Origin of the sequence: Streptomyces longispororuber, assembly GCF_024448165.1 — a bacterium.
Taxonomy (GTDB): Bacteria; Actinomycetota; Actinomycetes; order Streptomycetales; family Streptomycetaceae; genus Streptomyces; species Streptomyces longispororuber_A.
This window is the reverse complement of sequence record NZ_JAMOLN010000169.1, coordinates 1-24,334: the sequence shown is the minus strand read 5'-3', so window position 1 is coordinate 24,334 and position 24,334 is coordinate 1. Positions and strand designations below refer to the sequence as shown.

26 protein-coding genes and 1 tRNA gene are annotated in these 24,334 nt (G+C 69.8%); 20 read left to right on the top strand and 7 right to left on the bottom strand.

Annotated elements, in window-relative coordinates; all coding sequences use genetic code 11:
• On the top strand, window positions 1–700 hold a 700-nt coding region (locus M4J07_RS35385), incomplete at its 5' end, for a bifunctional DNA primase/polymerase (protein WP_255978914.1).
• 1,070 nt (window positions 701–1,770) lie between these two features.
• On the opposite strand, the gene M4J07_RS35380 is transcribed toward M4J07_RS35385, so the two are convergent.
• From M4J07_RS35380 to M4J07_RS35370, 3 genes are all read right to left on the bottom strand, one after another.
• Window positions 1,771–2,691, bottom strand: a complete 921-nt coding sequence (locus M4J07_RS35380) for an SUMF1/EgtB/PvdO family nonheme iron enzyme (protein ID WP_374215141.1) — start codon at window positions 2,689–2,691, stop codon at window positions 1,771–1,773.
• A 51-nt stretch (window positions 2,692–2,742) separates the two neighbouring features.
• Window positions 2,743–3,528, bottom strand: a complete 786-nt coding sequence (locus M4J07_RS35375; RefSeq protein ID WP_255978910.1) for an aminotransferase class IV family protein — start codon at window positions 3,526–3,528, stop codon at window positions 2,743–2,745.
• Window positions 3,529–3,681: 153 nt separating this feature from the next.
• Window positions 3,682–4,065 (bottom strand): GntR family transcriptional regulator, encoded by a 384-nt coding sequence (locus M4J07_RS35370; protein ID WP_255978908.1) that lies wholly within the window; start codon window positions 4,063–4,065, stop codon window positions 3,682–3,684.
• Window positions 4,066–4,499: 434 nt separating this feature from the next.
• Here M4J07_RS35370 and M4J07_RS35365 point away from each other — a divergent pair, with 434 nt between their 5' ends.
• From M4J07_RS35365 to M4J07_RS35290, 16 genes are all read left to right on the top strand, one after another.
• Window positions 4,500–4,766 carry a DUF6284 family protein gene (locus M4J07_RS35365; protein ID WP_255978906.1) on the top strand — a complete coding sequence of 89 codons (267 nt, stop codon included), beginning with the start codon at window positions 4,500–4,502 and terminating at the stop codon, window positions 4,764–4,766.
• On the top strand, window positions 4,763–5,296 hold the full coding sequence (locus M4J07_RS35360) for a hypothetical protein (RefSeq protein WP_255978904.1): 534 nt from the start codon (window positions 4,763–4,765) through the stop codon (window positions 5,294–5,296). Before M4J07_RS35365 ends, M4J07_RS35360 begins: the two co-directional genes overlap by 4 nt.
• Window positions 5,293–6,300: a DUF2637 domain-containing protein gene (locus M4J07_RS35355; RefSeq protein WP_255978902.1), complete on the top strand. Its 1,008-nt coding sequence runs from the start codon at window positions 5,293–5,295 to the stop codon at window positions 6,298–6,300. Before M4J07_RS35360 ends, M4J07_RS35355 begins: the two co-directional genes overlap by 4 nt.
• Window positions 6,300–6,638, top strand: a complete 339-nt coding sequence (locus tag M4J07_RS35350) for an RRQRL motif-containing zinc-binding protein (protein WP_255978900.1) — start codon at window positions 6,300–6,302, stop codon at window positions 6,636–6,638. Before M4J07_RS35355 ends, M4J07_RS35350 begins: the two co-directional genes overlap by 1 nt.
• Before the next feature lie 30 nt (window positions 6,639–6,668).
• The gene (locus M4J07_RS35345; protein ID WP_255978898.1) at window positions 6,669–6,983 is read left to right on the top strand and encodes a hypothetical protein; all 315 of its coding nucleotides are present in this window, start codon (window positions 6,669–6,671) and stop codon (window positions 6,981–6,983) included.
• A 29-nt stretch (window positions 6,984–7,012) separates the two neighbouring features.
• Window positions 7,013–7,237 carry a hypothetical protein gene (locus M4J07_RS35340; RefSeq protein ID WP_255978896.1) on the top strand — a complete coding sequence of 75 codons (225 nt, stop codon included), beginning with the start codon at window positions 7,013–7,015 and terminating at the stop codon, window positions 7,235–7,237.
• Window positions 7,238–7,332: 95 nt separating this feature from the next.
• Window positions 7,333–8,997, top strand: a complete 1,665-nt coding sequence (locus M4J07_RS35335) for a hypothetical protein (protein WP_255978894.1) — start codon at window positions 7,333–7,335, stop codon at window positions 8,995–8,997.
• A 2-nt stretch (window positions 8,998–8,999) separates the two neighbouring features.
• Window positions 9,000–11,183: a hypothetical protein gene (locus M4J07_RS35330; RefSeq protein ID WP_255978892.1), complete on the top strand. Its 2,184-nt coding sequence runs from the start codon at window positions 9,000–9,002 to the stop codon at window positions 11,181–11,183.
• 227 nt (window positions 11,184–11,410) lie between these two features.
• Window positions 11,411–11,602 carry a hypothetical protein gene (locus tag M4J07_RS35325; RefSeq protein WP_255978890.1) on the top strand — a complete coding sequence of 64 codons (192 nt, stop codon included), beginning with the start codon at window positions 11,411–11,413 and terminating at the stop codon, window positions 11,600–11,602.
• Window positions 11,603–11,619: 17 nt separating this feature from the next.
• A complete protein-coding gene (locus M4J07_RS35320; RefSeq protein WP_255978888.1) occupies window positions 11,620–12,123 on the top strand; it encodes a hypothetical protein in 504 nt (167 codons plus the stop codon).
• 20 nt (window positions 12,124–12,143) lie between these two features.
• Complete coding sequence (locus M4J07_RS35315) at window positions 12,144–12,530, top strand: hypothetical protein (protein ID WP_255978886.1); 387 nt, start codon at window positions 12,144–12,146, stop codon at window positions 12,528–12,530.
• Between the two features lie 3 nt (window positions 12,531–12,533).
• On the top strand, window positions 12,534–12,989 hold the full coding sequence (gene ssb, locus M4J07_RS35310) for a single-stranded DNA-binding protein (RefSeq protein ID WP_255978884.1): 456 nt from the start codon (window positions 12,534–12,536) through the stop codon (window positions 12,987–12,989).
• Between the two features lie 89 nt (window positions 12,990–13,078).
• Window positions 13,079–14,140 carry a bifunctional DNA primase/polymerase gene (locus tag M4J07_RS35305; RefSeq protein ID WP_255978882.1) on the top strand — a complete coding sequence of 354 codons (1,062 nt, stop codon included), beginning with the start codon at window positions 13,079–13,081 and terminating at the stop codon, window positions 14,138–14,140.
• A gap of 178 nt (window positions 14,141–14,318) precedes the next feature.
• The gene (locus M4J07_RS35300; protein ID WP_255978880.1) at window positions 14,319–15,581 is read left to right on the top strand and encodes a DUF3631 domain-containing protein; all 1,263 of its coding nucleotides are present in this window, start codon (window positions 14,319–14,321) and stop codon (window positions 15,579–15,581) included.
• Between the two features lie 156 nt (window positions 15,582–15,737).
• Window positions 15,738–15,926, top strand: a complete 189-nt coding sequence (locus M4J07_RS35295) for a helix-turn-helix transcriptional regulator (RefSeq protein ID WP_255978878.1) — start codon at window positions 15,738–15,740, stop codon at window positions 15,924–15,926.
• A 60-nt stretch (window positions 15,927–15,986) separates the two neighbouring features.
• Window positions 15,987–17,402 carry a tyrosine-type recombinase/integrase gene (locus M4J07_RS35290; protein ID WP_255978876.1) on the top strand — a complete coding sequence of 472 codons (1,416 nt, stop codon included), beginning with the start codon at window positions 15,987–15,989 and terminating at the stop codon, window positions 17,400–17,402.
• Between the two features lie 138 nt (window positions 17,403–17,540).
• Here M4J07_RS35290 and M4J07_RS35285 read toward each other — a convergent pair.
• Together M4J07_RS35285 and M4J07_RS35280 are read right to left on the bottom strand one after the other, a co-directional pair.
• A tRNA-Ser gene (locus M4J07_RS35285) sits at window positions 17,541–17,625 on the bottom strand.
• A 73-nt stretch (window positions 17,626–17,698) separates the two neighbouring features.
• Window positions 17,699–19,168, bottom strand: a complete 1,470-nt coding sequence (locus tag M4J07_RS35280) for a S1C family serine protease (RefSeq protein WP_255978874.1) — start codon at window positions 19,166–19,168, stop codon at window positions 17,699–17,701.
• A gap of 309 nt (window positions 19,169–19,477) precedes the next feature.
• Here M4J07_RS35280 and M4J07_RS35275 point away from each other — a divergent pair, with 309 nt between their 5' ends.
• The 3 genes from M4J07_RS35275 (at window position 19,478) to M4J07_RS35265 (ending at window position 22,059) form a co-directional block, all read left to right on the top strand.
• Window positions 19,478–20,281 (top strand): glycerophosphodiester phosphodiesterase, encoded by an 804-nt coding sequence (locus M4J07_RS35275; RefSeq protein WP_255978872.1) that lies wholly within the window; start codon window positions 19,478–19,480, stop codon window positions 20,279–20,281.
• A gap of 71 nt (window positions 20,282–20,352) precedes the next feature.
• On the top strand, window positions 20,353–20,991 hold the full coding sequence (locus M4J07_RS35270; RefSeq protein ID WP_255978870.1) for an ATP-binding protein: 639 nt from the start codon (window positions 20,353–20,355) through the stop codon (window positions 20,989–20,991).
• A 105-nt stretch (window positions 20,992–21,096) separates the two neighbouring features.
• Window positions 21,097–22,059 (top strand): DUF5926 family protein, encoded by a 963-nt coding sequence (locus M4J07_RS35265; RefSeq protein ID WP_255978868.1) that lies wholly within the window; start codon window positions 21,097–21,099, stop codon window positions 22,057–22,059.
• Window positions 22,060–22,296: 237 nt separating this feature from the next.
• On the opposite strand, the gene M4J07_RS35260 is transcribed toward M4J07_RS35265, so the two are convergent.
• Window positions 22,297–22,902, bottom strand: coding sequence for a hypothetical protein (locus tag M4J07_RS35260; protein WP_255978866.1), 606 nt, complete (start codon window positions 22,900–22,902; stop codon window positions 22,297–22,299).
• Between the two features lie 56 nt (window positions 22,903–22,958).
• Window positions 22,959–23,654, bottom strand: a complete 696-nt coding sequence (locus M4J07_RS35255) for a bifunctional DNA primase/polymerase (RefSeq protein ID WP_255978864.1) — start codon at window positions 23,652–23,654, stop codon at window positions 22,959–22,961.
• Window positions 23,655–24,334: the final 680 nt, after the last annotated feature.

The window sequence follows — 24,334 nt, the reverse complement described above, 5'->3', positions numbered from 1 at the left end:
ACTCCCCGGTCACGGCGTGTACGACGCGACGACCGATCCGCGCCGCATCCGCGCGCTGTTCGCCGCCGCGCCCAGGGCGACCGGGTACGGCATCGCGTGCGGCCTCCCGCCGCACCACCTCATCGGCATCGACCTCGACACCAAGTCCGGTACGGACTCCTCCGCCTCGCTGCGCGAGCTGGCCTTACGGCACCTCTTCACGATCCCGGACACGGTGGTCGTGGCCACGCCGAGCGGCGGCCGGCATGTGTGGCTGTCCGGACCGCCGGACGTCGTGGTGCCCAACTCCGCGGGCCGGCTCGCCCCCGGCATCGACATCCGCGGCGCGGGCGGCTACCTGGTGGGACCCGGGTCGCGCACCGAGCACGGCGTCTACAGCACGGTGCCCGGCACCGCGGGCCTCGCGCCCGCCCCCTGCCCCCCGGCGCTCCTGCGGCTGCTCACACCCCCGCCGCGCCCGCACCACCCCGTCTCCGACCGGCCCGGTCAACACGGCTCGGGGCTCGTCCAGTTCGTCCTGGGCGCCCACGAGGGGCAGCGCAACACCCGCCTCTTCTGGGCGGCTTGCCGCGCCTACGAGAGCGGCATCGGCGAGAGCCTCGCCGACGAGCTGACGGACGCCGCGATCCGCACCGGCCTGACCGAGCGCGAGGCCCGGTCGACGATCGCGTCGGCGGCCCGCATGACGTCGCAGACGTAGGCCCGCGCCGACCGCGCCTCCTCCGTAGGCAGCCGCTCCCGTGTGGCCACCTACGGAGACGCGGAGACGCGGACACGCAGACACGCGAACGGCCCCGACCAGAAGGCTGGTCGGGGCCGTTCGACTACGCGGTGGGTGTGGGATTTGAACCCACGGTGACTCGCGCCACGACGGTTTTCAAGACCGGCAAGCGGACGCTACGAAAGGCCTGTTCAGCGGCCACGATGGCTCCTCGGACGGGGCCCTTGGCCCACACATGGCCCATGGGCTGCTGAATCCGCCCCGCCGCGCGACGGTGAGCGCAAGTCCCGCATAGTGTTGGCTAATCGGCCGGGTTGGGATCTCGGCGAAGCCATCCCCTGCTAGCCAAGGATCCAGCACACTGACCTGCCATGGACGCAGGACTCGCAGCTGTGCTTGGCGCTGCCGTAGGAGCGCTTGGAACCACGGGCGCCGGCATTACCGTCGCCCTGATCAACCGGTCTCAAACCAAACTTCAACTACGTGCCGAGCACGCCAGAATAATCCGTGAGCCTCGGAAGGCCACGTATGTCTCCCACGCCGAAGCGACAGGCAGACTCCGCCGACGCTTACTCGACATTACTGTTGAGATCAATAGCTTCGTAACGATAGAAGAGTTCGATAACGCACCGACAGAATACGTAGAAGAACGTAGAGCAGACATGCAGGCCAGCCTAGAACAGGTGCAAGTTCTCAATGATGAACTGGCCCATTCACGGAGCCAGATCGATATTGAGGGTCCATCCACAGTACGCGATGCGGCATCCTCGCTAGACGAGGCCGTTAGCAAGCTCTACAGGGATGTGACCCTCATGGCAGCCAACTTTTGCTTCCAAGATAACCTCCCACCGCTAGAGAAATTGGAGGCAACCTTCAGAGCAAGTGGGGATGCGGCAGCAATGCATTATCGATTTGTATCTCGCTGCTCCACGGCAATTGGACATGATGGCCTATCCAGCCGAGATGGGTAAGCGTCTCACCGAACCATCATGCGTGGACATGAAGTTTCATGAAGCTGCACGGCAGCAATATCCTCTGCCTCCACTTCTTCATCCGATCTGGTCCGCGACACAACGGAACCCTGTGTCGTCGTCTTGCATAGTCTCGTTGGCGTCGTTGGGAATGGCTGGCAGTCCCCGGAAAAGGGGGCTAGTGAAAGCACTGCCGCGGAGTTCGAATCGCCCTGGCGTGGTCGGCGTCGCGAGCCATTCCCAGACGTTGCCCACCATGTCGTAGACGCCGTAGGGCGAAACGCCGCTGTGATACCGAGAGACCGACGTCGTGACCTCCACACCGGTCTCGCGGACATTGCACTTCGCCGCAGTCTTCTGGTCGCCCCACGGGAAGGTGCGGCCGGATGTGCCGCGTGCCGCTTTCTCCCACTGCTCGGCTGCCGGCAGCGACTTCCCCGCCCAAGTCGCGTACGCGCTCGCGTCACGCCATGTCACATGCACAACGGGGTGGTCATACAGCTCTCGGGGGCATCGGCCGTTCTCCCAGTGCTCGGGGACCGGGTGCCGCGTCGCCGCGCAGAACCTCGCGTAGTCGGCGTTAGTGGTCGGAAAGGTGTCGATGTAGAAGTCATCCACCCACACCGGATCGTCATCCTCTCCCGACAGGAAGATTCCTTCCGGGATATGCGCCATAAGCCTCCCGTCTCCAGGATGCTTGACGTACTCGCCGCTGCTCGTCTGATCCTCACCCGGCTCGATGATGGCTTGGGTAGGAATGTCATCCGCCGCCAGAATGCCCACGAAACGGCCCTGAGCATCTTGGTCGGCCTTGGCGAGCAATGTGTCAAGAGCCGCTTGGTTCACCATGCGCAAGGTGGCTTGCTCGCTGTCTGCCTCCCACCGGGAGACGATGCGATCGGACACCCCGAGCTTTTCGGCGAACTCCATGAGGCTCATGCGTACGGCTTCACGCAGTGCCTTAACTTCACGTCCGGTCCATTTCGTAACGAGTGGCATGGGCTACCTCTGTCGTGAATCGCCGCTCCTGCCAGGGGCGGCGTGCACGCGTTACAGGCGGTCGCCGGGAATTCCGGCGTACCCCTCACGCAGTGCGGCGAGCACGGGGTGGTCCTTGGGGAACTGCACGTCATCAAGCGCGCTCAACGAGCGCACGCCGATCGAGGTGTTCGTGGCAAAGGCCGCCGCCATGTTCGGGACGTCGGCAAGCTGTACCGGGGCCGTGACCTGCTTGGGGGCGTCAAGGCTCTGAAGCAGAAGCATCGTCGTGCCGGGTAGAACGGGAGCGTCCGGCCAAATGACCGTGCCGTCCTGGTCGACGAATCCGAGATTCCAGGTGCCGCCCTCGGAGACATGGCCGTCCGGTTCGACGAACACCGCGTCGTCGAATCCGGCGCGCTGAGCCTCACGGCGAATCCGGAGTTGCGAGTGGAGTCCGATGTGCTTCACGGCCGCGCTGTCCCGGGTGAAGGTGAAGGACTTGGCCGCGAGCGGGGGCGGGGGCATGGCGCCCGCCGGCCGCAGGTTCACCAGAACGTGAGGGTCCTTGGCGTCGCTCGGACGGCCCATGTCGATCGCAGGGTCATAGACCGTGACGCGGAGTCCTGCGACGCCCTCAACGCCCTTAACCGCCTTGCGGATGTAGTTCAGGGTTTGCTCACGGTCCAGTTCGACGCCGAAGACGAGTCGACAGTCTCGCACCAAGCGGTCCATGTGGAGCGACAGACCGCGGATCGTGCCGTCCTCCATGCGCATGGACGTGAAGTGTCCGTAGTTCGTGAGGGCGAGAGCTTCGAGTTCGTCCAGAGTGACGGGCTTGCCGTTGAGTTCAGCCATGCAGCCAGTCTTGCAGTCCCTGACGTTGCGCCAACACCCCGTCAAACAGCCAAAGTTCGGATTAGTTCGGTGCAGGGGCGGCGGGAGTACGTACTCCCGGAGCGTTCACCGGGACACGCTTAAGGCATGACGACGAACGCACCGCGAGAGACGCTAGGCGCCAGACTCCCCCTCGGTGGAGCCCGCGACGGCCTCAAGCCGCTTGACGCGCTCGACAAGGCCGGACAGTTCGGTCGAGACGCGCGCGACCTCGGCTTGCAGTTCGGTCAGGCGCAGGGCAGCCTCGCGGGGCGCCTGCTCGCCAGGGGCAGGGTCACGAACGTAGGTGCCACTGCCCGTGCGACCTTCCACCAGCCCCTCTTCCTGGAGCTGCGTGTAGGCGTTCTGCACGGTCATCAGGGCTACGCCGAGCTTCTTGGCGTAGGCCCGAGCACCGGGAAGTCGGTCCCCGGGGCCGAACGTCCCGGCGGCGATTTCGTCTCTGATCCTCGCTGCGATCTCGCGGGCGTTGAGCTTCCTCTTCGGCTGTGAGTCCACCCCGAAAGCGTACTTGACCTAGGTCGTTTCCAATCAGGTTGCGTAACCACTTGACGACCCAAAGCGACCTAGGTAGCTTTCTCGTCATCGGCAAGCGACCTAGGTCGCTTAGCTCGAAAATGCTTGACCTGCAAGAACGCGCCGACAGGTCCCGTTCCTCGCGAACGGGAGCCCTCCGGGGTTACCGAGCCTGCCGGGAGTGTCCGTTCGCTTGAGAACTGAATAGGTGGGCCCCGCCTCCCCGAGTCGAAAAGGCGGACGTGCGGCCACCGGTCGCGCACTCACAGTCCTGGCCCGGCCGATCCCGGGCCTACGCCTCGAACGCAGGCCAGGGCACGCACCACCAACCCACTTCTTCAACGGCGTGAGCCCCCGGAGCGGCTACTCCGGGGGCTCTGTTCGGGCCGTTGCCTACTGCTAGGGAGACACGACCCATGAACCACATCGTGACTGTTCAGGATGCTGTTACCGCGTTCGAGCCGTTCATGGAGCCCACGAATGCGGAGCTGGACGCCATCGAGCTGGAAGCGCCGCTCATCGACGCCGAACTCGAATTGCTGGACGTGCAGATCGCACTGCTGGACCGGCCGGTGACGCCGCTGGACGTGCGTCGCCGGCGGCGGGCCGCGAACAAGGTCCTCGCCGCCCGCGTCGAGGTCGCCAACCGACTCGGCGAGGTTCGAGAGGGTGACGCCGCATGATCCGCCTCGTCACCGCGTCCCGCATCGAGCAGACCAAGGCCGATGCCCGCGCCGCCTATGAGCACGCCCGGCAGACCAGCGAGGCGGCGAACGAGGCGTTCGGGCGGCACGTGCGGGAGCTGTACGCCGTGACCGGCCGCGCGGAGCGGGCCGAGGCCGCCACCGCCGAGACGGAGCGGTTCCTGGCCCACGCGGTCGGTGAGCTGGCTGCCGCGCAGGAGGAACTGCTCCTGAAGGACATGGAGATTCGCCGGCTGCGCGAGCAGTTGGCGGCAGACCCGGTAGAGGGTCAGGCGATCACGGTGCTGCTGCACTACGGGGAGCCGCACACGATCTACCGCTCCCGCGAGGCAGCGCACGCCGATACGAGCGTGCACGGCCTGCCTGCGGATCACGTCTGGACGCCGCTCGGTGAACGCTCGTCGCGCGCGTGCATGTGGTCGTGCGAGCCGTTCATCTACCGCGCCGCCTCCCAGGGATTCCGGCGCGCGTACATGCCGGCTGCGGAGCCGATGGGGGGCGCGGCGTGAACAGTGTTCAGACGCGTTCAGCCGAGCGCGCGTTGTCGGGTGGCACGTGGTTGATCGTGTGCGGGGCGATGCTCTACTCGATCCTCACCGTCACGCCGTTGATGGCCGACCACACCGCGCGTGAGTGGGTGTGGACGGCGCCGATTCTGCCGTTGGTGGTGGATGCGGCGGTGGTCATCGTGGTCAAGCTCGATGACGTGCTGGCCCGACTCGGCGGGCATGGCGGACGCTGGCCGCTGGCCCTGCGGTGGATGACCGGGATGATGACCTGGGCCCTGAACATCGCCGACTCCGCCCTGAAGAAGGACCTGGTCGGCGTGGCCATCCACTCCGTGGCCCCGCTCCTGCTCATCGTCACCGCGGAGACCAGCCTCGCCTACCGGCGCGCGCTGGCCGCCGCGAAGAAGACGCTGGAGACGGAGCAGCGGACGGAGCGGGAGCGGGCCGAACAGCAGGCCCGGGAACGCGCCGAGCAAGCCCGCCAAGACGCCCGTGAGGAGCGTGAGCACGCCGCCCAGCTGGCCCGTGAACAGCGCGACCACGAAGCCCTCCTCGCCCGTGAGCAGAGCGAGCGCGAGGAGCGCCGGGCCCGGGAGGAGCGCGAGGAGCGGGAGCGGGCGGCGGCCGCCGAGCGGGAGATCCGTGAACGCCGTGAACGCGAGCGTGAACAGCGTGAACACGAGCGCGCGCAGCTTGAACGCCAGGCCCGGGAGCGGGCCGACGCCGAGGTCCGCGAGCGCGCCCAGACAGTCGCTCGTGAACAGCGTGAACGCGAGGAGCGCATCGAGCGTGAACGCGCCGCGCTGCTGGGGCGTGGGCCCGCACAGTCCAAGCTCCCCGAGGACGAAGCACGCCGGATCGTGGCCGCCGCGTTCGATGCGGGGCTGTCGGTGCGCTCCACTGTGGAGCTGTGCGGCTGGTCGCTGGGCTGGGTGTCGTCCCGCTACGCCGACCTGCGCGACCCCGACCACACCGGCGCTGATCTCGCGATCGCGGGCCGGTGATGGGCGCCCTGCCCGTCTACCGCTGGAACCTCGCCCCGGACGGCTACGCCACCTACCGGCAACTGCGCGCGCTGGGGCTGCGGCCCGGCGGTCAGGACGTCGCCGCACAGCTGGAACGCCCACGCCGGCGCCGCGGCCCGCTGGTCGCCTACCTCTACCGCATCGACCGCGCGCTACCGGTGCGGCCGATGACGCCGGCCCGCAGGGCGGCGCTGGCCAAGGCCAACGCCGCCCGCCGTATCTGCCCCGAGTGCGAGCAGGACGCCGGCTACATCATCCCGCCCTCGCTGGGCATGTGCGGTGCCTGCGCCGCCCCCGAGGAACAGCGCGCTGCCTGAAAACCCCTCTCTGATCTGGGAGTTCTCCTCATGGCACAGTCCGCTTCCCGGCGTCGCATCGTCGACGTGCTCGCGTTCGCGTTCTCCCTCGCGGTGGCCGGTTCGATCAGTTTCCAGCTCCACACCCACCAGGTGCCGTTCGGCCTGGTCCTGCCGTGCGGGCTCGCGGTGTTCTCCTCGGCGCTGTCGCTGCTGGTGAAGGTGGCGGACGCGGCGGGCGGCACACTGCACCGCTGCACCGCCCACGGCTGCACCTTCCATGTCCGGGTGCAGAACGTGGACGCCGCGGAGAACCGCCGCTGGCAGGAGGTCGCTGCCGCCCACCCCGCCCACCGCATCTCATGAACACCCAGCCGCCCGAGAGGAGTTCGCCCGTGCCCGTCTCCCATGAGCCCGTTGAGCGGCAGTACCACTTCGTGCTGACCCTGCAGGGCCGGGACGGGCAATGCGCGACCGCCGAAGGCACGCACACCGTCGGCCTTGGCTGCCCGGACTCCACCCGCCACGACGCGTTCCTGTATCTGCGGGAGCGGCTGGTGCGCGAGATGGGGCAGAGCGGCTCCGTCATCGTCTGGTCGTTCGAGCCGAACGAGCTGTGACCTGCACGTCTCCCATCCAAGCGCAGGGCCCGACCGCCTCCCTCTGACCGGCGCGATCGGGCCCTGCTTCTCACTCCGGAAGGAGTGCGCTCAGCATGACCGACATCAGTACCGAACCGGTAGTGGCCCCGCAGGCCACACCGGAGGCACCCCCCGACCCCACACCCATCCCGACACCCGCTCCCGAGCCGGACACGGCGCCCGACCTCAACCACACCCCGGGCGGCTACCCGGTGCTGCCGCTGGCATTGAGCAGCGCGAACACCACCGCGAGCGTGATCGGCGCGGGCGGGCTCGCTGCCGGGCCGGTCGGCGCCGCCGCGGCGGCCGGCGGGATGGCCCTGCTCGGCACCGTCGCCGCGCTCGTCCGGGCGCGGCGCCTGGCCGCTGAGGACGCCGGCCGCGACCTGCGCACGACCACCTCCGACCGCAACACCCGCAAGCCCGCCGGGCCCGACCAGCGGCGCGGCGGCCGGACGCTGGCCAACCAAGGCCGCAGCACCAACCGCGCAGGCACCGGCACGAGCCGCGGCAACCGCGGCACGTCCGGCGCCGGGGGCCGCGGCCGGACCAACTCCCTGACCGGTGCGCGTACGTCCGGACGCGGCACCGGCTCCCGGACTGGGGCCGGGGCAGGGCGGGGGTTGGGCAAGCATCGCTCTCCGAATGGTCGCGGTAACGCGTCCAAGTCGCTCGGCGGGCTCACCCGCTCCGGCGGCGCGAACCGCTCGGGTGCAGGTACGGGGAGGCTGTCGCAGGCCCGTGCGCTGCGCGGCGCCAACCGGCAGCAGACGCCGACCCGTTCCGCGACCCGCACGCAGGGCACGCAGGACCGCAGGGCGGTTGCCGATGCCCGCCGCGCCGCCAAGGCCGCCGCCAAGCAGGCCAAGCGCGACGCGCACGGCGGGCGGGGCCCGCTGCGGCGGGCGGCCGGCTGGGGTGGCCGCAAGGCTGCCTCCGGGGCGCGGGCGCTGATCGACCGGGCTCGCGCCCGGCAGGACCGGGCCACCGATCAGGCCCTCGCCACGAAGCGGGATGCGGCGCGCAAGGCGCCGGCCCGTAGGAAGGCCCGGTGGGCGCTGTGGCGGTCCGCGGCCCGCATGTTCGGCAAGCGGCTGCTCGCCGGCGCCGTGGGTGGCGTGATGGGGCTGGTCGGCATGGTGACCAGCCCGATCGGCCGTCGGCTGCGCCTTCCCTGGCTCGTGCACCCCGGGCGGCGCCTGTACCAGCGGCTGCTGGCCAAGGCCCGCGCCAATCGCGCGGAGCGGGACGCCCGCATCAAGGCGACCCGCGCCGCCGAGGAAGCTCAGGCTGACGCCGACGCGCGCGGCCAGCAGGACGAGATCGCGGACCGCGTCGAGCGGCCCACCCACCTGGTTCCGCACCACTACCCGACCGTGCAGGAGGTCGAGAACGTGTCCGGTTTCAAGTTCGAAGAGGCCGCATCCGAGATGCAGAACGCCGCGGCTACCTACGCCCCCGACGGAAACATGGAGGTCGTCGACATGATCGACAACCTCCCCGCGGCCCTGGAGTGCGTCGCGAAAACGTTCCTGATCCTCGCCGAGCGCTCGGATGCGGAGTTCGCCTTCGAGAAGCAGGTCGCGGACGGGTTCGACGACATCTACCAGACCCTGCTGAACGCCGTGGACGCCGCGGTCGAGCTGGGTCCGAAGTTCCGCGAGATCCATGAACACGACATCGCCCGCCACGAGGACCCCCGCAACGGCACCGAGGCCGAGAAGGGCTGGAACGTCTGACCATGGCCACACACACCGGAGCCAACGTGACCAGCAAGAAGACCAACAAGGAGCAGTCCGCGGTGGACTTGGGCACGGGCCCGGTGTGGGACTGGGCGGCCGGTCACGGACCCGTGACCGGCGCCCTGTCCGCCACCACCGGCGCCTTCGCGGTAGCCACCTGCGGCGCCGCCGCCGGCATGCCGCCCGGCTGGGCGCTCGCCGTGGGCAGCGCCGGTGCGCTGGGCCACGCCGCGGCCGGCATCCGGCTGCGCAACGCCGGGCGCACCATCGCCGCCCGCGCCTCCTCGTGGCTCATCGGCGGCGGCTGGACGGCATGGGCCATGACGCACGGCCCGCTCACCTGGGAAGCCCTCGGCTCGCTGGCCGCGATCGGGGTCGCCATGGGCACCGTCACCCGGTCCACGAACCTGTACGAGGAGGCCCGCGAGGAGGAAGCCCTCGCGGCCGAACAGCGCCAGATCACCGCCGAGTTGTCCGCCGAACGCCGCGCCATCGCCGAGGAATGGGCCACGCGCATCGAGCGGGTGTGCGGGCTGCGTCTGCGGATCCTGGGGATCGAGAGGTGGGAGGCCGGTACCGGGTTCACCCTCGACGCGGAGCTTCCCGGCGGCGCCGTCTATGACGCCATCGCGAAGAAGTCGGCGGCGCTGTCGGCCGATGCCCGGCTGCCGCACGGCTGCACGGTGACCGCCGGTCCCGGGGTCCACCAGGGCCGCACCCTGATCGACGTCGGCACCGTCAACGTCCTGGAGAAGGAGACGACCTACCCCACCGGCTATGAGCCGCTGTCGATCCACACCGGGATCCCGTGGGGCTACCGGTCCAACGCCGACGAGATCCTCACCTACCTGCGCGAGCAGTGCGCCCTCGTGGTCGGCCCGACCGGGTCCGGCAAGACGAACATGGTGCACGTCATCCTGGCCGGGTTCGCCCGCGCCACCGACGTGCTGCCCTGGGTGATCGACCTCAACGCCGGATCCGCGGGCCTCCCGTGGGTGCTGCCGGCGCTGGAGTCGGCCGGGTCGGGGCGGCCGGTGCGGCCCGGCATCGACTGGCTCGCCTCCACGTTTGAGGAGGCGATGCTCATGCTCGACACGGCTCTCGCGGTGGCCCGCTATCGCAAGGTTGCCTACCAGGACCTGCTCGCCCGGGAGAACACCGACCTCCTCCCGATCAGCCCGTCCATTCCCCAGATCGAGCTGGTCATCGACGAGGGCGCGGAGATCCTGGTCAGCACCGACCGCCGGATGCGCAAGCTCGCCGAGAAGATCCTCGAAGTGATCCGGATCTCTCGCGCGATGGGCGTGCGCACCGTGCTCACCGCGCTCGGTGCCACCGGCTCTGTGCTCGGCAACCTGATGATCCGCCGGGAGGCCAAGGTCCGTGCCGCGCTCACCGGCGGCGAGACCGAGGGCATGGACCTGTCCAAGATGTTCCCCGGCTCCCGCGGCCTGCGCCCCGAACAGGCCCCGTACAAGGGCTCGGGGTTCATGGGCACCCCGGAATCGCCGGTGGGGCTGTTCAAGGTCTGGCGGATCAAGCCCCACCAGATCCGCGACATCGTGCACGCCACCAGCGACCGGCACCCGCGCCTGGACGACGTGTCCGCCAAGGCGGCCGGGGAGGCGTATGCGCGCCGCTGGGACGCGGACCGCATCGCCTGGATGCGCGACGGCGCCCCGACCGCCGAGCCGGCCGCTGGCCCGGCGGTGCCGGGTGTCGAGCAGCCCGGTACCCGGCGGGGCCTGAACCTGACCGCGCTGCGCGAGCAGGACGACAACCCCGCGGGCGGGGAGCACAGCGCGGAGGACGCGCTCGCCGCGGAGTTCCTCAAGCAGATCGACGCCACGTTCGGTACCGCCCCCGAGCCGCACCGCGACCGGGCCCCGCGCCCAGACCGGCCGGAGCGTCCGGGACTGAACCTGTCCGCCTTCCGCAAGACCGAGGGCGAGCAGCCGGCCCGCGACGCGGAGCCGGCCGAGGGCCCGGAGTGGCTGGCCGAGGTGATCGACGCGATCGAGTCCACCGGCTCGCTGGGCATGAAGCCGTCCGCGGTCGCGGACCTGGTCGGCAAGGACCGCAAGACGGTCCGCGCCGCTCTGCAGGATGCGGTCGGGCGGGGGCAGTTGGTCTACCGCGACAACGGTCCGCACTCGGTCTACGTCCACCCCGACCACGCCTGACTACCGGTCACGTTCTGCTACTGGGTAGTGGGTAGTGGGGCGCGCCCCACTACCCACTAGAACACCCCACTAGCGGCTCTGAGCCCATGAACAGGCGCATTTCTACTGGGGACCCCACTACCCACTACCCAGTAGCCACACCCCAGTACAACCACACACCGTCACTGCCCAGCGGGCGGCACCACTCACGTGGTGCCGCCCGCCGCGCGTCTTCCGGGAGGCCGCTCGTGCTCGTGACCCTGTCCGCCGTCGCCCTCTTCGGCATCCTCACCCTCGCTCTGATGCGCGGCCGCTACGTCGGCCCGTTCACCGCGATCGCGGTGTTCCTCTTCGGCTTCTTCACCGCCGACACCGGCGCCGCCGACGCCGTCCGCGCAGTCCTTGGCGCGCTCGCCGATGCCGCCCGCAACATCTCCTAACCCGCCCGGAGGCCCCCATGAACGACCACGACCAGACGGCGCCTGAGTGGTCGCCGCGGATGAGTGACGCGGAAGCCAACGCCGAGGCCCGCCGGATCATCGACGAGATCTACCGGCCCACCCCGCCGCGGCCGATGCCCACCTCCTTCCGCGACGACACCCCCGTCCCCGCGGTCGGGCAGGCCGAACCCGTCCACCAGGACGACCGCCGGATCGTGCCCGCATGGGCGGCCGGGACCGCGGTTGCCTCCCTCGGGATCGGCGCCGGCACCACTGGCGTCGGCTGCGGCGTCTGGCTCGTGCTGAAGGGGTTCTCCTCCATGTCCGTGACCGGCGTCGTCTGCATGGGCGTCCTGTTCTCCGGCGTCGCGTTCGTCGCGTTGTCCATCGGCGCCGCCATCGCCCGCGCCAAACGCTCCGTCTCCAAGCACATCTACACCGGCCCCGTCACCAAGAACACCCACGTGACGACCCACACCCGCGGGACGTTCTCCCGCACCCACAACACCTTCCACGGCTGACCGCAGGAGGCTCCATCGTCATGTCCCGCAGGCCCGTTGACCCGGTCGTCTACCTCCAGGAAGCGGCCGAGGCGATCCGCAAGTACAACCACGCCACCTACGCCACCACCCACAACCCCCACCCCTTGCCGTATCCGGGCGAGGCGTACCGGGCGATCGCCGCGTTCAAGGCCCTCGCCGAACGCCTCCCGCAGGCGTTCGAGCACACCGGCAACGCGCTCGACTCCCTCGCCGACACCGGCCACGTGATGGCCACCCACGGCGACGTCGACCACCACGTGAGCGCTGCCATCAACGCCCTGACCGACGCCGAAGACCTCGCCCGCTCCCTCACCACGGCGTTGGAACGCGCGCACAGCGCGACCGGCGTCCTCGGCTACACCGACCTCGACACCGAAAGCGAGTAGTCCATGTCGTTCGGAGAGACCCCGATCACCGTGATCGGCAACCTGACCGCCGACCCCGAGCTGAAGTTCACCGAGGGCGGCGCCGCACTCGCCAAGTTCACCATCGCCGCCACCCCGCGCGTCTTCGACCGCGAGTCGAGCCAGTGGAAGGACGGCACCGCGACGTTCTTCCGCTGCGCCGCATGGCGACAGCTCGCCGAGCACGCCGCGGACTCGCTCACCAAGGGCGCCCGGGTCGTCGCCCACGGCCGGATCCGTCAGCACGACTGGCAGACCGACCAGGGTGAGAACCGCTCAATGCTCGTCCTGGAGATCGACGAGATCGGCGCGAGCGTCCGCTTCACCACCGTGACCATCAACGCCAAACGGCCCACGAAGTCCGCTCCGCCGGCCGGTGACAACCCCTGGGACACCGGCGCCGCGGCTGGCAAGTCGGAGAGCGACGAGCCCCCGTTCTAGCTGCGCCAAGGGCGACCCCCTCGTCTCGCCAAAGTCGCGGGGCCGCCCTTGCCAGCCAGTACCCAACCAGGAACTGGAGGACTTCCAGCATGACGCAATCTGCCCCCCATCCGCGAGGCTGCAACCTCGCCTTACTCGCCGCGGCCCTGGAACCCGTCACCCACGGCTGGCACGTGTTTCCGCTGCGGCCCGGGGACAAGCGGCCCGCCGGCCACGCCGAACGGCACTGCCCCGGTACCGGCCGCTGCACGAACGGCCACCTCAAACCCGAGCAACGCGCCACCCTCGACCGCGATCTGATCGTGGCGGCGTGGACCGGCCAGCCGTACAACATCGGGATCGCGACCGGCCCCTCTGGGCTGCTGGTCGTCGACCTCGACATGCCTAAGACAGAAGAGCGAGAAGGAGCGCCTGACGGCGCCACTTCGTTGCAAGCGCTCTGCGAGCGCGCCGGCATGCTGCTCCCGCCTACCTATCAGGTGCGGACCCCCAGCGGGGGCCACCACCTGTATTTCACCCAACCCACCGGTACTCGGCTGCACTCGACAGCGGGCCGGTTGGGGCCCCGGATCGACACCCGCGGGTGGGGCGGCTACGTCGTCGCCCCCGGCAGCACCACACCCCAGGGCGCCTACACCGTCACCGACGAATCTCCCGTTGCGCCGCTGCCCCTCTGGCTCGCCGGCCTGCTCGCCGAGCCGCCCAAGCCCGAACCGCGCTCGGCCATGACGCCGGTGCGTGACGGAACCAGGGCCGCGCAGGTGGCCTTGGAGCGCGAGTGTGCCGTCATCCGCTCCGCGACCGAGGGCGGCGGCCCGGATCGAAAGGGCCGCAACAGCACGCTGCACGAGAGCACGTGCAAGGTGGCCCGGTTCGTCGCCTGGGGGAACATCAGCCGCTCCACCGTGGAGGAGGCAATCCAGGAGGCGGGGGAGTCGACGGGACTGTCCGTCGCCGAGTGCACCACCACCATCCGCAGCGCCATGGACTGGATCCTCACCCACCCACGACCGGCCACGAGCCCGCCGCCAAGGCTCCCGCGCCCCTGTCGATGGTGCGGCCGAAGGACGACGCCGAAGGCGTCCTTTCAGCCCTTCCCTTCACCGTCCTCACCGAGCACGAGGCCGACCAGGGGCCCGCTCAACGCGTGATCGGTGGGCTGGACTTCAAGATGCCCTACCGCCGCACGCCGACCGCGCGTTCGTGGTGCGAGTGCGGCCGTGACGTCACGGCCCGTGGCCCGGGCGAGATCCGGGCACTCACCGAGGCCCACGCCTACCACCGCACCGTGTGCCCCCTGCACAACCTCCCGGAAAGGCGGAACGCCGCATGAGTGACAACACCTCGGCCACGCCGATCGACGGCGCCGCGCTGCTCGACGAGGTGGAAGCCTTCCACCGCCGCTTCAACGTGTTCCCCACCGAACACGCCTACGTCGCCGTCACCTTGTGGGACGCGCACGCCCACCTCATGGACGCCCTCGACGGCACCGCCCGCCTGGCGTTCCTCTCCCCGGAGCCGGGATCGGGCAAGTCCCGCGCCCTGGAGATCGTGGAGACCCTCACCCCGCGCGCGGCCACCACCGTCAACGCGTCCGCGAACGCGCTGTTCCGGCTCGTGTCTGCCGATGAGGGCACCCCGACGCTTCTGTTCGATGAGATCGACACCGTCTTCGGCCCCAAGGCCGGTGGGAACGAAGAGGTGCGCGGGTTCCTCAACTCCGGCTACCGGCGCGGCGCCACATCGCTGCGCTGCTTCGGTGACGGCTCCGACCAGAAGGCGGGTTTCCTCCCGTCGTTCTGCGCGGTCGCGATGGCCGGACTCGGGTCGCTGCCGGACACGATCCTGACCCGCTCGGTCATCATCCGCATGCGCAAGAAGGCCCCCAACGAGAAGTGCGAGCCCTATCGGCGCCGCCTCCACGAGAAGCAGGGCCACGCCCTCCGGGACCGGCTCGCGGAGTGGACAGCCACCCTGCACGATCAAGTGGAGGAAGCCTGGCCCGAGATGCCCGAAGGCGTCGTCGACCGGCCGGCCGACGTGTGGGAGCCGCTGCTCCAGGTCGCAGACGCGGCCGGCGGAGACTGGCCCGAGCGCGGGCGGGCGGCATGCCTCGCGCTCATCAAGGCCGCCAGCGTCGGAGACAAGGCCTCCCTCGGCGTGCGACTGCTGACCGATCTACGCGACCGCGTCTTCCGCGGCGCCGACCGGATGCCCACCGCCGCCATCCTCGAAGTCCTCCTCTCCCTCGACGACTCCCCCTGGGACGACATGAGCGAGGACGGACAGAGTGCCAAGCCCCTCAACTCTCGCCGCCTGGCAACCCTCCTGAGCCAGTACATGAAGCCCGACGACACCCCCATCAAGCCCAAGGGAGTCCGCGTCGGCAGTTCCACGCCCAAGGGCTACTACGCGGAAGACCTCCAGGACGCCTGGAACCGCTACTGCCCCCCGGACCCCCAGAAATCCGCAACATCCGCCACAGCCGCAACATCGCAGGTCAGCGGGGGTGAATCTGTGGCGGAAGACCCCTCCGAGACCCGCCACATGCTCACGGAATCCGACACACGCACCCTCCGCAGCGTCGGCTGACCAGCCACACCCGATGGGGGTCTCCACGCCGGCGTGTGGCGACCCCTATCCGCAACAGAAACGGCATCCGCCACAGATTCGAGCCGCTGACCTGCAATGTTGCGGTGTGGCGGATGTTGCGGATTCCCAGAAGGCCAGAGACGAGGAGACGCAACGATGGCTCGCCCCCAGATGCTCAAGCTCCCCGAAGTCCTCGACGAAATCGGCATGAGCCGCGCCGCCTTCGACCGCATGCGCGCCCGCGGCAAGGCCCCTCGCATCCGCAAGCTCCCCAACGGCCAGATCCGCGTCAGCCGCGCTGACCTGGACGCGTGGTGGGAGCTCTGCGAAGAGTCCGCCGCCTAGTTCACCCACTTTCACAGGGGCCCGCGCTGAGCGCGGGCCCCTCCTTCTGTTTGGAGAGCGATGCTCACGTACGACGTCGACGTCTGGTCCATTCGCAAGCGCGCCGGCCGACCGAAACCGTGGGAACTGCGCTGGCGTGTTGGTGAGCGCCCACACTCCCGGAGTTTCAAGCTCAAGCCGCAGGCGGACGGGCGGCGCGCGGAGTTGATGGCCGCCCTTCGTGACCAGCAACAGTTCGACGAGGAAACGGGGCTCCCCGCAAGCGAGTTGGCAGCCCGAAACTCCCCCTCCTGGTACGAGCACGCGACGGCGTACGTCCTTATGAAGTGGCCGCAGGCTGCCGCAAAGCATCGCGCGAGCATCGCGGAATCGCTCGCCGTCGTCACCCCTGCGCTCGTCACCACCCGCAGAGGAGCCCCCAAGCAGGCAGTCTTGCGTACCGCGTTGTACCAGTGGGCGTTCCGTGCCGTCCGCTCTCCGGAGGGGCCCTGGGTATCCCGGCACACGGTAGAGGAACCGCCGGAGGACGTTCGCTCAGCTTTGGAATGGCTCGCTACTCACTCCATCAAGGTCAAGGCCCTGGAGGACCCGGCGCTCCTTCGTCCGGCTCTGGAGGCTCTGTCGCTTCGCCTAGACGGTAGGAAGGCTGCCGAGAACACGGCCAGGCGCAAGCGCATGGTGCTGAGCAACGTCCTGCGATACACGGTGGAGGAGAAGGGCCTCCTGTCCGCCAACCCTCTTCCTCGTGTTGACTGGACGCCGCCCGAGAGCGATGACGAGATTGACTTCCGGTACGTGCCAGATCCGGTTCTAGCGCGGGCCCTTCTCGGAGCCGTGCGCGATTCCGGTCCCCGGGGCCAGCACCTTCACGCGTTCTTTGGGTGCCTGTACTACGCGTCGATGCGGCCGGGCGAGATCGTCGCTCTGAAAGCGTCGGACTGCACTCTGCCGCCCAACACCCCGGCAGCTGTGAAGGAATGGGGCGAGCTTCTGCTCGGGGAGAGCCGTCCGGAGGTCGGCGGCGGGTGGACAGACGAGGGCACGTCTTACGAGACCCGCGGACTCAAGCGACGGAAACGCGGCGCGACGCGGACCGTACCGATCCCTCCCGTCCTTGTGCACCTACTCCGCGAGCACATCACCCGCTACGGCACTGCTGATGACGGACGCTTGTTTCGGGCTTCCCGGGGCGGAAGGGTCCCGTCGACCGAGTACTGCGACATGTGGGAGAAGGCCCGGAAGAAGGTTCTGACTCAAGGTGAGATCACGTCCGATCTCGCGGCCGTGCCTTACTCGTTGCGTCATGCCGGCGTATCCCTGTGGATCAAATCCGGGGTAGACCCGGCGGAAGTCGCCGCCCGGGCCGGCCACAGCATCGCGGTGCTTTACCGCTTCTACGCGAAGATCCTCAAGGGCGGGCAAGAGCACTCCAACGACCTGATCTCCCGCGCGCTCGATGAGGGCACGCCCTCCTGATCCTGGCCCACGTGTGGCCCACGAGCACTGGTCAGAGGTGGTGTAGAGGCGAGGAAGGGTGAGGAAGGCTGCACGCAGAAGGGGTGCCCCTCCGGAGAGTGGCACCCCTTCTGACCTGCAAGTGTCTGACCAGCTACGCGGTGGGTGTGGGATTTGAACCCACGGTGACTCGCGCCACGACGGTTTTCAAGACCGTTCCCTTAGGCCGCTCGGGCAACCCACCCCGCGCCACGGAAGCCGTACGGCTGCGATCCGATGGCGCGGGACCAGGGTAGCGGGTTCGGCGGCGGGGTCCGTCAGCTGTCGCCCTTGCGCTCGCCCAGCGTCACCTCGGTCGTGCGCTCCTTGCCGTCGCGGGTGTAGGTGAGCTTCACCGTGTCGCCCGGCTTGTGCGTCCAGATCTGACCGATCAGCGTCGGGCCGGAGTCGATCACCGTGTCGTCGAGCTTCGTGATGACGTCGCCGGGCTTGAGGCCCGCCTTGGCCGCCGGACCGTTCGGCGTGACGGCCGCGGAGCCGCTCGCGCCCTGCTCGGTGATCTTCGCGCCGCCGGTGCCCTCCTCCAGGGAGACCGAGGCACCGATCACCGGGTAGACGGGCTCGCCGGTCCTGATCAGCTCCTGGGCGACCGTCTTGGCCTGGTTGATCGGGATGGCGAAGCCGAGACCGATCGAGCCGGCCTGGCCCGAGCCGCCCAGACCGCCGCTGGAGGCGGACTGGATGGCCGAGTTGATGCCGATCACGTTCCCGTTGCCGTCGAGGAGCGGGCCGCCGGAGTTGCCCGGGTTGATCGAGGCGTCGGTCTGCAGGGCGCTCATGTACGAGGCCTTGCTGCTGCCCGAGCCGTCGCTGGAGGCGACCGGGCGGTCCTTCGCCGAGATGATGCCGGTGGTCACCGTGTTCGACAGGCCGAAGGGCGCGCCGATCGCGATCGTCGAGTCGCCGACGGCGACCTTGTCCGAGTCGCCGAGGGTGAGCGGCTGGAGGTTCTTCGGCGCGTTCTTGAGCTTGATGACGGCGACGTCGTAGCCCTGCGCGTGGCCGATCACCTCGGCGTCGTACTTCTTGCCGTTCGAGAACGTCGCCGACAGCTTGCCGCCGTCGACGGCCTCCGCCACCACGTGGTTGTTGGTGAGGATGTGGCCTTCCTTGTCGTACACGAAGCCGGTACCGGTGCCACCCTCCCCGTCATTGCCCTCGGCCTCGATGGTGACCGTGCTGGGCAGCGCCTTGGCGGCCACGCCCGCGACGGTGCCCGGGTCGCGCTTCAGGTCGGCCGGGTTCGAGGCGGAGACCGTCGTCGAGCCGGTGCCCGAGCCGTCGTTCCGCTCCGCCGCCCAGTAGCCGACGCCGCCGCCGACGATGCCCGCGATCAGCGCGGCCGCGATGATGCCGCCGACCAGACCGCCGCGCCGGCCGCCGGGCTTGGGCTGCGGCTGCTGGTAGGAGGCGCCCCACGACGAACCGCCGCCACCGCCCGACGCGTACGCCGGCACGGCCGGCGGCGGCGGGGGCGGCCACTCGCCGGCCGGAGCGGGCCCGGCGGGCCCGGCGGAACCGGGCGCCCCGTGCTCACCGGGGTGCGCGCCGGGCGCACTCTGGTGCGCGGCCGCGCCTCCGTGGGCCACCGTGTCGTACCCGGTGCCCTGGGGGGCCGACGGCGCGGGCCCGGCCGGAGCCGGTGCGGGAGCAGCGGGAGCGTCCACCGGCACGGGAGGTGCGGACGGTGCCGGGGGGACCGCAGTGCCCTCGTTCTCGGTGCTCACAGCTTTCTCTCCTCGATCCACGGCTGTCGTCGCCGACTCGGCTGCATGACCGCCCGATCTTCCTCGGGCTGTTTCGATCCGCTTCGATCTCTACAGCGGACCCCGGGGGGCCCGCGTCACGCTTCGTTCCGGCATGGTCCTGTCACGGTCCGGTTGTGCAGTTGTACGCGGTCAGCTTTTCCCACGCGGCGTCAGGGCACCATAAGACGTTCCTGTGCGTCCGAGGCCATCCTTTATGCCGGGCGAAACGGACGCATCCGCTAGGCCGAACTTTCTCGTCGGCCCGCCCCGCGGTGGCACCATGACGCGGTGACCCACGCACGACAGCAACGCATCCAGGTCATCGCCCACCGCGGTGCCTCGCAGGACGCCCCCGAGCACACACTGGCCGCATACAAGAAGGCGATCGAGGACGGTGCCGATGCCCTCGAATGCGACGTGCGGCTCACGGCGGACGGACACCTCGTCTGCGTGCACGACCGTCGCGTCAACCGTACGTCCAACGGCCGCGGAGCGGTCTCGGCCCTGGAACTGGCGGATCTCGCCGCCCTCGACTTCGGCTCCTGGAAGGACCGGGAGGAGGGCCCGGACTGGGCGGGCGGCGCGGCCGACACCTCGGTGCTGACCCTGGAGCGGCTCCTGGAACTGGTCGCCGACGCGGGCCGCCGAGTGGAGCTGGCCATCGAGACGAAACACCCCACGCGGTGGGCGGGCCAGGTCGAGGAGCGGCTGCTGCTCCTGCTCAAGCGGTTCGGCCTGGACGCCCCCGTACCGGACGAGCCCTCTCCTGTACGGGTGATGAGCTTTTCGGCGCGATCTTTGCTGCGCGTACAGGAGGCGTCGCCGACGCTGCCGACGGTCTACCTGATGCAGTTCGTCTCGCCGCGCCACCGCGAGGGCCGCCTCCCCAAGGGCGTGCCGATCGCGGGTCCCGGCATCCGGATCGTGCGCAACCACCCCGGGTACATCGAGAAGCTCACGCGCGCGGGTCACCAGGTGCACGTCTGGACGGTGGACGAGCCGGAGGACGTGGACCTCTGCGTCCGCCTCGGCGTCGACGCCATCATCACCAACCGCCCCGCGGCCGTTCTGCGGCAACTCGGCAGGGGCTGAATCCGGTCACCTTTACCCAGGTCGTCACAGGGAGTGCACCGGCGCGTTCGGTCCGTATTCGATCGTTACGAGTGCGTCACCGAGCGTGGATTGGCCGGTTTCCGGTCCAGTCCATTGGGGCATTCACACCGTGGCGTGGGGCAAAGGAGGTCTCGGGGGTGGCGTTGGTGGTGGCACAGGAGGTGCCCGCGTCGTCGAGCATGGCCGTACCCCATGGCCCTGCGGGCGTGGGCGAAGCAAGACACCGGATGCGTGCGCAGCTACGCAGCAGCGGTGTGTCGGAGACGGTCATCGACGATGCGGTTCTGATCCTTTCCGAACTGCTCAGCAATGCCTGCCGGCACGGCAGGCCGCTCGGCGAGGACTTGGCCGGCGACGGGGACGTACGGGCCGCGTGGCGGGTGGACGACCGCGGCTGCCTGACGGTCGAGGTCACGGACGGCGGCGGCCCGACCCGCCCGGTTCCGGCCACACCGTCGGTCACCGCGCACGGCGGCCGCGGGCTCAACATCATCACGGCGCTCGCGGACGACTGGGGCGTGCGGGACGACGCCCGCGGCGAGGTCACCGTCTGGGTGGTCGTGCACAAGGACGTGCACGCGGAGGCGGCCGCGCACCGCCGGGACGACTTCGCCACGCGCATCGGCGCGCCGGCGGTCACGGACCTCGCGGGCCTGGACTTCGCGGACGCCTTCGACGACCTGGGCTGAATCAGGCTCGTGGGCCGCCCACTTGGGCCGAATCCCACCCTTGTCAGTACGAGCGGCTAGGCTCGCGCCCGTACGTACGAGAGCCGTATCCGGGAGACACCCAAGATGGCCAAGAAGCGCCCCCAGCCCAAGGGCAAGCCGCACGTCACCGACGGAGAGGTCCCGGTCGTCGGCGCGCGTGAGCCCTGCCCCTGCGGCAGCGGCCGCCGCTACAAGGCCTGCCACGGCCGAGCCGCCGCGCACGCGGTGACCGAGCTCGTGCAGCGCCCCTTCGAGGGCCTCGCGGGCGAGGGCGACTGGGTCGCTCTGCGTGAGCTCGTGCCCGCCGCGACCGTCGAGCTGCCCCTGAAGGACGGGTTGCCGGAGGGCGTCCCGTCGGTCACCCTCGCCACGGTGCTGCCCATGGCGTGGCCCGCGCTGCGCCGCGAGGACGGCTCGGTCCTCCTCGGCCTGCAGAACGACACGCCGTCCGGCGACATCAGCCGCGACCTGGCCGACACCCTGCAGCGCGCCCTGGAGGCGGAGCCGGGCAATCCGGTGCAGGCCCGCCGCGCCCCCGCGGACGGTCCGCGCCTGCAGGACGTGCTCGACCCGAAGGGCACTTTCGAGCCGGTCGTGCACACGGGCTTCGAGTTCTGGGTCCCGGACTCGGAGAACGCGTCGGGTGACGTCGCCGCTTCCCTGGAGCGGGCCAACGCCGCGGCGATCCCGACCGTCAAGCTCTCCGGCGTGGAGAGCGCCTACTGGTGCGAGACCCCGGAGAAGAACCACCTGCGGTGGGTCATGCCGCACCCGGAGGAGAAGCTCCTCGACGCGCTCGCGCGACTGCACGCGGCGGGCGCCTCGTCGCTGGGCGAGGGCACGCGTCTGGTGGGCTCGTTCCGGGCGCACGGCCTGACCGTGCCGGTGTGGGACCTGCCGAGCTCCGTACAGGCGGCGGACATCGAGAAGCCGGCCGCCGAGTTCGCCGAGCGCCTCACCTCCGCGCTGGCCACGGACGCACCGCTGACGGCGGACGAGCGCCGCGCGCGCGGGGGGCTCACCAACCGACAGGTGACGCTCAGCTGACCCACAGCGGACCCCGGGCTGACCGACCGGTCAGCCGCTCAGGACGGTGAGGGCCCCTTCGGAATGGGTGACTCCGGTCACAACTCCCAGTAGTTGCAGGTAAATCCATGTCCGAATAGAAGAGATCGAATTTGTAAACTGCCGATCTCTTGTTACCGTTCGAGTAGCCCGGTTGCTGGTGCATCCCCCGTCGCCAGCAACCGGGCCCTTTCATGCCCGCGGCCGGACCGGTTCTCCTCAACCCCCGTGCGACGGCGCCGAGTTGCTCCCCGAGCGCAGCAGCAGCGGCGCCTGGGCCCCGGCCGCGTACTCCGCCACCGCCGCGTACCGCGAGAGCTCCTCCCGGGTCCGCTCCCGCGGGGTCTCGCACATCCCCGGCTCATCCTCGGCGCCCAGCGCACAGTTGATCTGCACCGTGCGTCCGCCGGGCGCCATCAGGGTCAGGACGGCGCCCATTTCCGCGCCCGTCGCATTGCGGTAGTAGGTGCGCGCCCAGGTCTCACGCCCCTGGGTGAGCACACACGTCTGTGCCTCGATGCCGTCCGGGGAGGCCAGTTGGGGGCCGCACTGAGCGGCGGTGGCCAGCCCCAGGCCGAGGCTGTCGAGGAGGGAGGAGCGCCGGGCCCCCGGTGTCGCGGGTTCGTCGTCGACCTTGTCGGCCGCTCCCGCCGGCGCCGACCCGGTCCGCTCGGAGCCCTCGGCCCGCTCCGCCTTCACCGGCACCGCGGGCCCGTCGTCCACAGGCCCCGCGGAGGCTCCCGCCAGCGGCAGCGCGGCGGTGAGCACCACCACGGCGAGGAGTCCGAACAGACGGAGGCGCGAGGCGGGCGGCGCGGCAGGCATGCGCCGAAGATATCGGCGCACACCCCTCACGACGGCTCGCCGCGCGCCCGATACCGCTACAACTCGGGCGCGCTCACACCCGTACGAGTGAGGGCGTCCACGACGGCGTCGACCACGGCCTCCACGTCGGGCGCCCAGGGCGCCGACGAACCGGGCAGCGGCGCGCGCTCCCAGCGGACCTGGCCCGCGCCCGTCGCCGACGGCGGCAGGGCGATGTATCCGCCCTCACCGTGGAAGCGCAGCGAGCCGGGCACGAAGTCCTGCGCGTACAGGAGCTCGCCGAGCTGCTCCATGGAGTACGGCGCCACGAGGATGAACAGTCGCTCCCGGTTCGCGATGACCGGGCCGAGACGGACGTCGGCGCGCTCGAGTGCGGCGAGCGCGCGGGCGCCGGCGACGGCCGGCAGGCTCACGGCGCAGGGCGCGCGCCCTCCGGAGGACCCGGACGGGGCACCGGTGGCGAGCACGACGGGCGCGCTCGGCCGCTTGGTCCACCACCAGCGGACCATGCGCTCGTCGGTCGTCGCGGCGAGCAGCCCCGGGTCGAAGGGGTGCGCGCCGGGCACCGTGCACTCCGGGTCGGGGCAGGCACAGCGGACGCCGTCACGACGGCCTCCCGCCTCGAGCCCTATGCCCGGCAGTACCGGCCACTGCCACGCTGTCGCGAACGTGAGGGCCGCGCTGAGCAGGTCAGACTTCCCGTTGTCACGCCTGGACAGGAGCCTGCGTCGCCTTCCGAGGATCTCGCGCATGAGCGCTCGTTCCTTTCCGTTGACCGAAGAGAACGCTGTGGGCCACATCACACCATGTGTCGATCAGTCACTGCGCGTACGTGCTGGAGCGCCCGACCTCAGCCTGAACCGTCGGCCCGAGGCAGGGGGAACCCCTATAGTCCGGGCGCTTGCTGTGTCCTTTAAAAGCCTGGCGTGGGGTGGCGACGCCTGGCGTTTGCCGTCCCGCGTATTTCTCGCCGCCTCCCCCACGGGAGGATGGGGCACGGTCGTCGATGGTTATGACGCCCGGGTCCGTCACCAGGTTCCGGGTGGATCCCAACTGCCCCTGGTCTTCACCGAGTACGTACCCATCGCGGCCGCTATGACGCTCCGTCGAACAATGCCAGTCGACCGCAATATGCCGCTCCCTCAGTCAGTTTTTGGCCAAGTTGGAACGGCTCGGCACGAACGAGATCACCATGGGATCGAACGGGAGAACAGAGATCGCATTACCGCAGAAGCCACTTGAGCACCACGGACACCAGGAATCCCAGCAGGACAATGCTGGACATCTCCTCTCCAGTGCGTGTACATGTGGAGACATTGCTGGCGGCGCAGAGCTGATAAGGCTGACATGGGGGTTTGCGATGCTATTGAGCAATATGCACCGGCCGGAAAGCCGGAAGCCATGACAACCCCACGCCTGCCGAAAGTGGCTG

Coding starts and splice junctions, on each gene's coding strand:
- M4J07_RS35330 (WP_255978892.1), top strand. CDS start 9,000: ATGGCCACACACACCGGAGCCAACGTGACCAGCAAGAAGACCAACAAG.
- M4J07_RS35255 (WP_255978864.1), bottom strand. CDS start 23,654: ATGCGCGAGATCCTCGGAAGGCGACGCAGGCTCCTGTCCAGGCGTGAC.
- M4J07_RS35260 (WP_255978866.1), bottom strand. CDS start 22,902: ATGCCTGCCGCGCCGCCCGCCTCGCGCCTCCGTCTGTTCGGACTCCTC.
- M4J07_RS35300 (WP_255978880.1), top strand. CDS start 14,319: ATGAGTGACAACACCTCGGCCACGCCGATCGACGGCGCCGCGCTGCTC.
- M4J07_RS35375 (WP_255978910.1), bottom strand. CDS start 3,528: ATGGCTGAACTCAACGGCAAGCCCGTCACTCTGGACGAACTCGAAGCT.
- M4J07_RS35335 (WP_255978894.1), top strand. CDS start 7,333: ATGACCGACATCAGTACCGAACCGGTAGTGGCCCCGCAGGCCACACCG.
- M4J07_RS35305 (WP_255978882.1), top strand. CDS start 13,079: ATGACGCAATCTGCCCCCCATCCGCGAGGCTGCAACCTCGCCTTACTC.
- M4J07_RS35360 (WP_255978904.1), top strand. CDS start 4,763: ATGATCCGCCTCGTCACCGCGTCCCGCATCGAGCAGACCAAGGCCGAT.
- M4J07_RS35350 (WP_255978900.1), top strand. CDS start 6,300: ATGGGCGCCCTGCCCGTCTACCGCTGGAACCTCGCCCCGGACGGCTAC.
- ssb (WP_255978884.1), top strand. CDS start 12,534: ATGTCGTTCGGAGAGACCCCGATCACCGTGATCGGCAACCTGACCGCC.
- M4J07_RS35290 (WP_255978876.1), top strand. CDS start 15,987: ATGCTCACGTACGACGTCGACGTCTGGTCCATTCGCAAGCGCGCCGGC.
- M4J07_RS35295 (WP_255978878.1), top strand. CDS start 15,738: ATGGCTCGCCCCCAGATGCTCAAGCTCCCCGAAGTCCTCGACGAAATC.
- M4J07_RS35380 (WP_374215141.1), bottom strand. CDS start 2,691: ATGCCACTCGTTACGAAATGGACCGGACGTGAAGTTAAGGCACTGCGT.
- M4J07_RS35315 (WP_255978886.1), top strand. CDS start 12,144: ATGTCCCGCAGGCCCGTTGACCCGGTCGTCTACCTCCAGGAAGCGGCC.
- M4J07_RS35320 (WP_255978888.1), top strand. CDS start 11,620: ATGAACGACCACGACCAGACGGCGCCTGAGTGGTCGCCGCGGATGAGT.
- M4J07_RS35345 (WP_255978898.1), top strand. CDS start 6,669: ATGGCACAGTCCGCTTCCCGGCGTCGCATCGTCGACGTGCTCGCGTTC.
- M4J07_RS35265 (WP_255978868.1), top strand. CDS start 21,097: ATGGCCAAGAAGCGCCCCCAGCCCAAGGGCAAGCCGCACGTCACCGAC.
- M4J07_RS35365 (WP_255978906.1), top strand. CDS start 4,500: ATGAACCACATCGTGACTGTTCAGGATGCTGTTACCGCGTTCGAGCCG.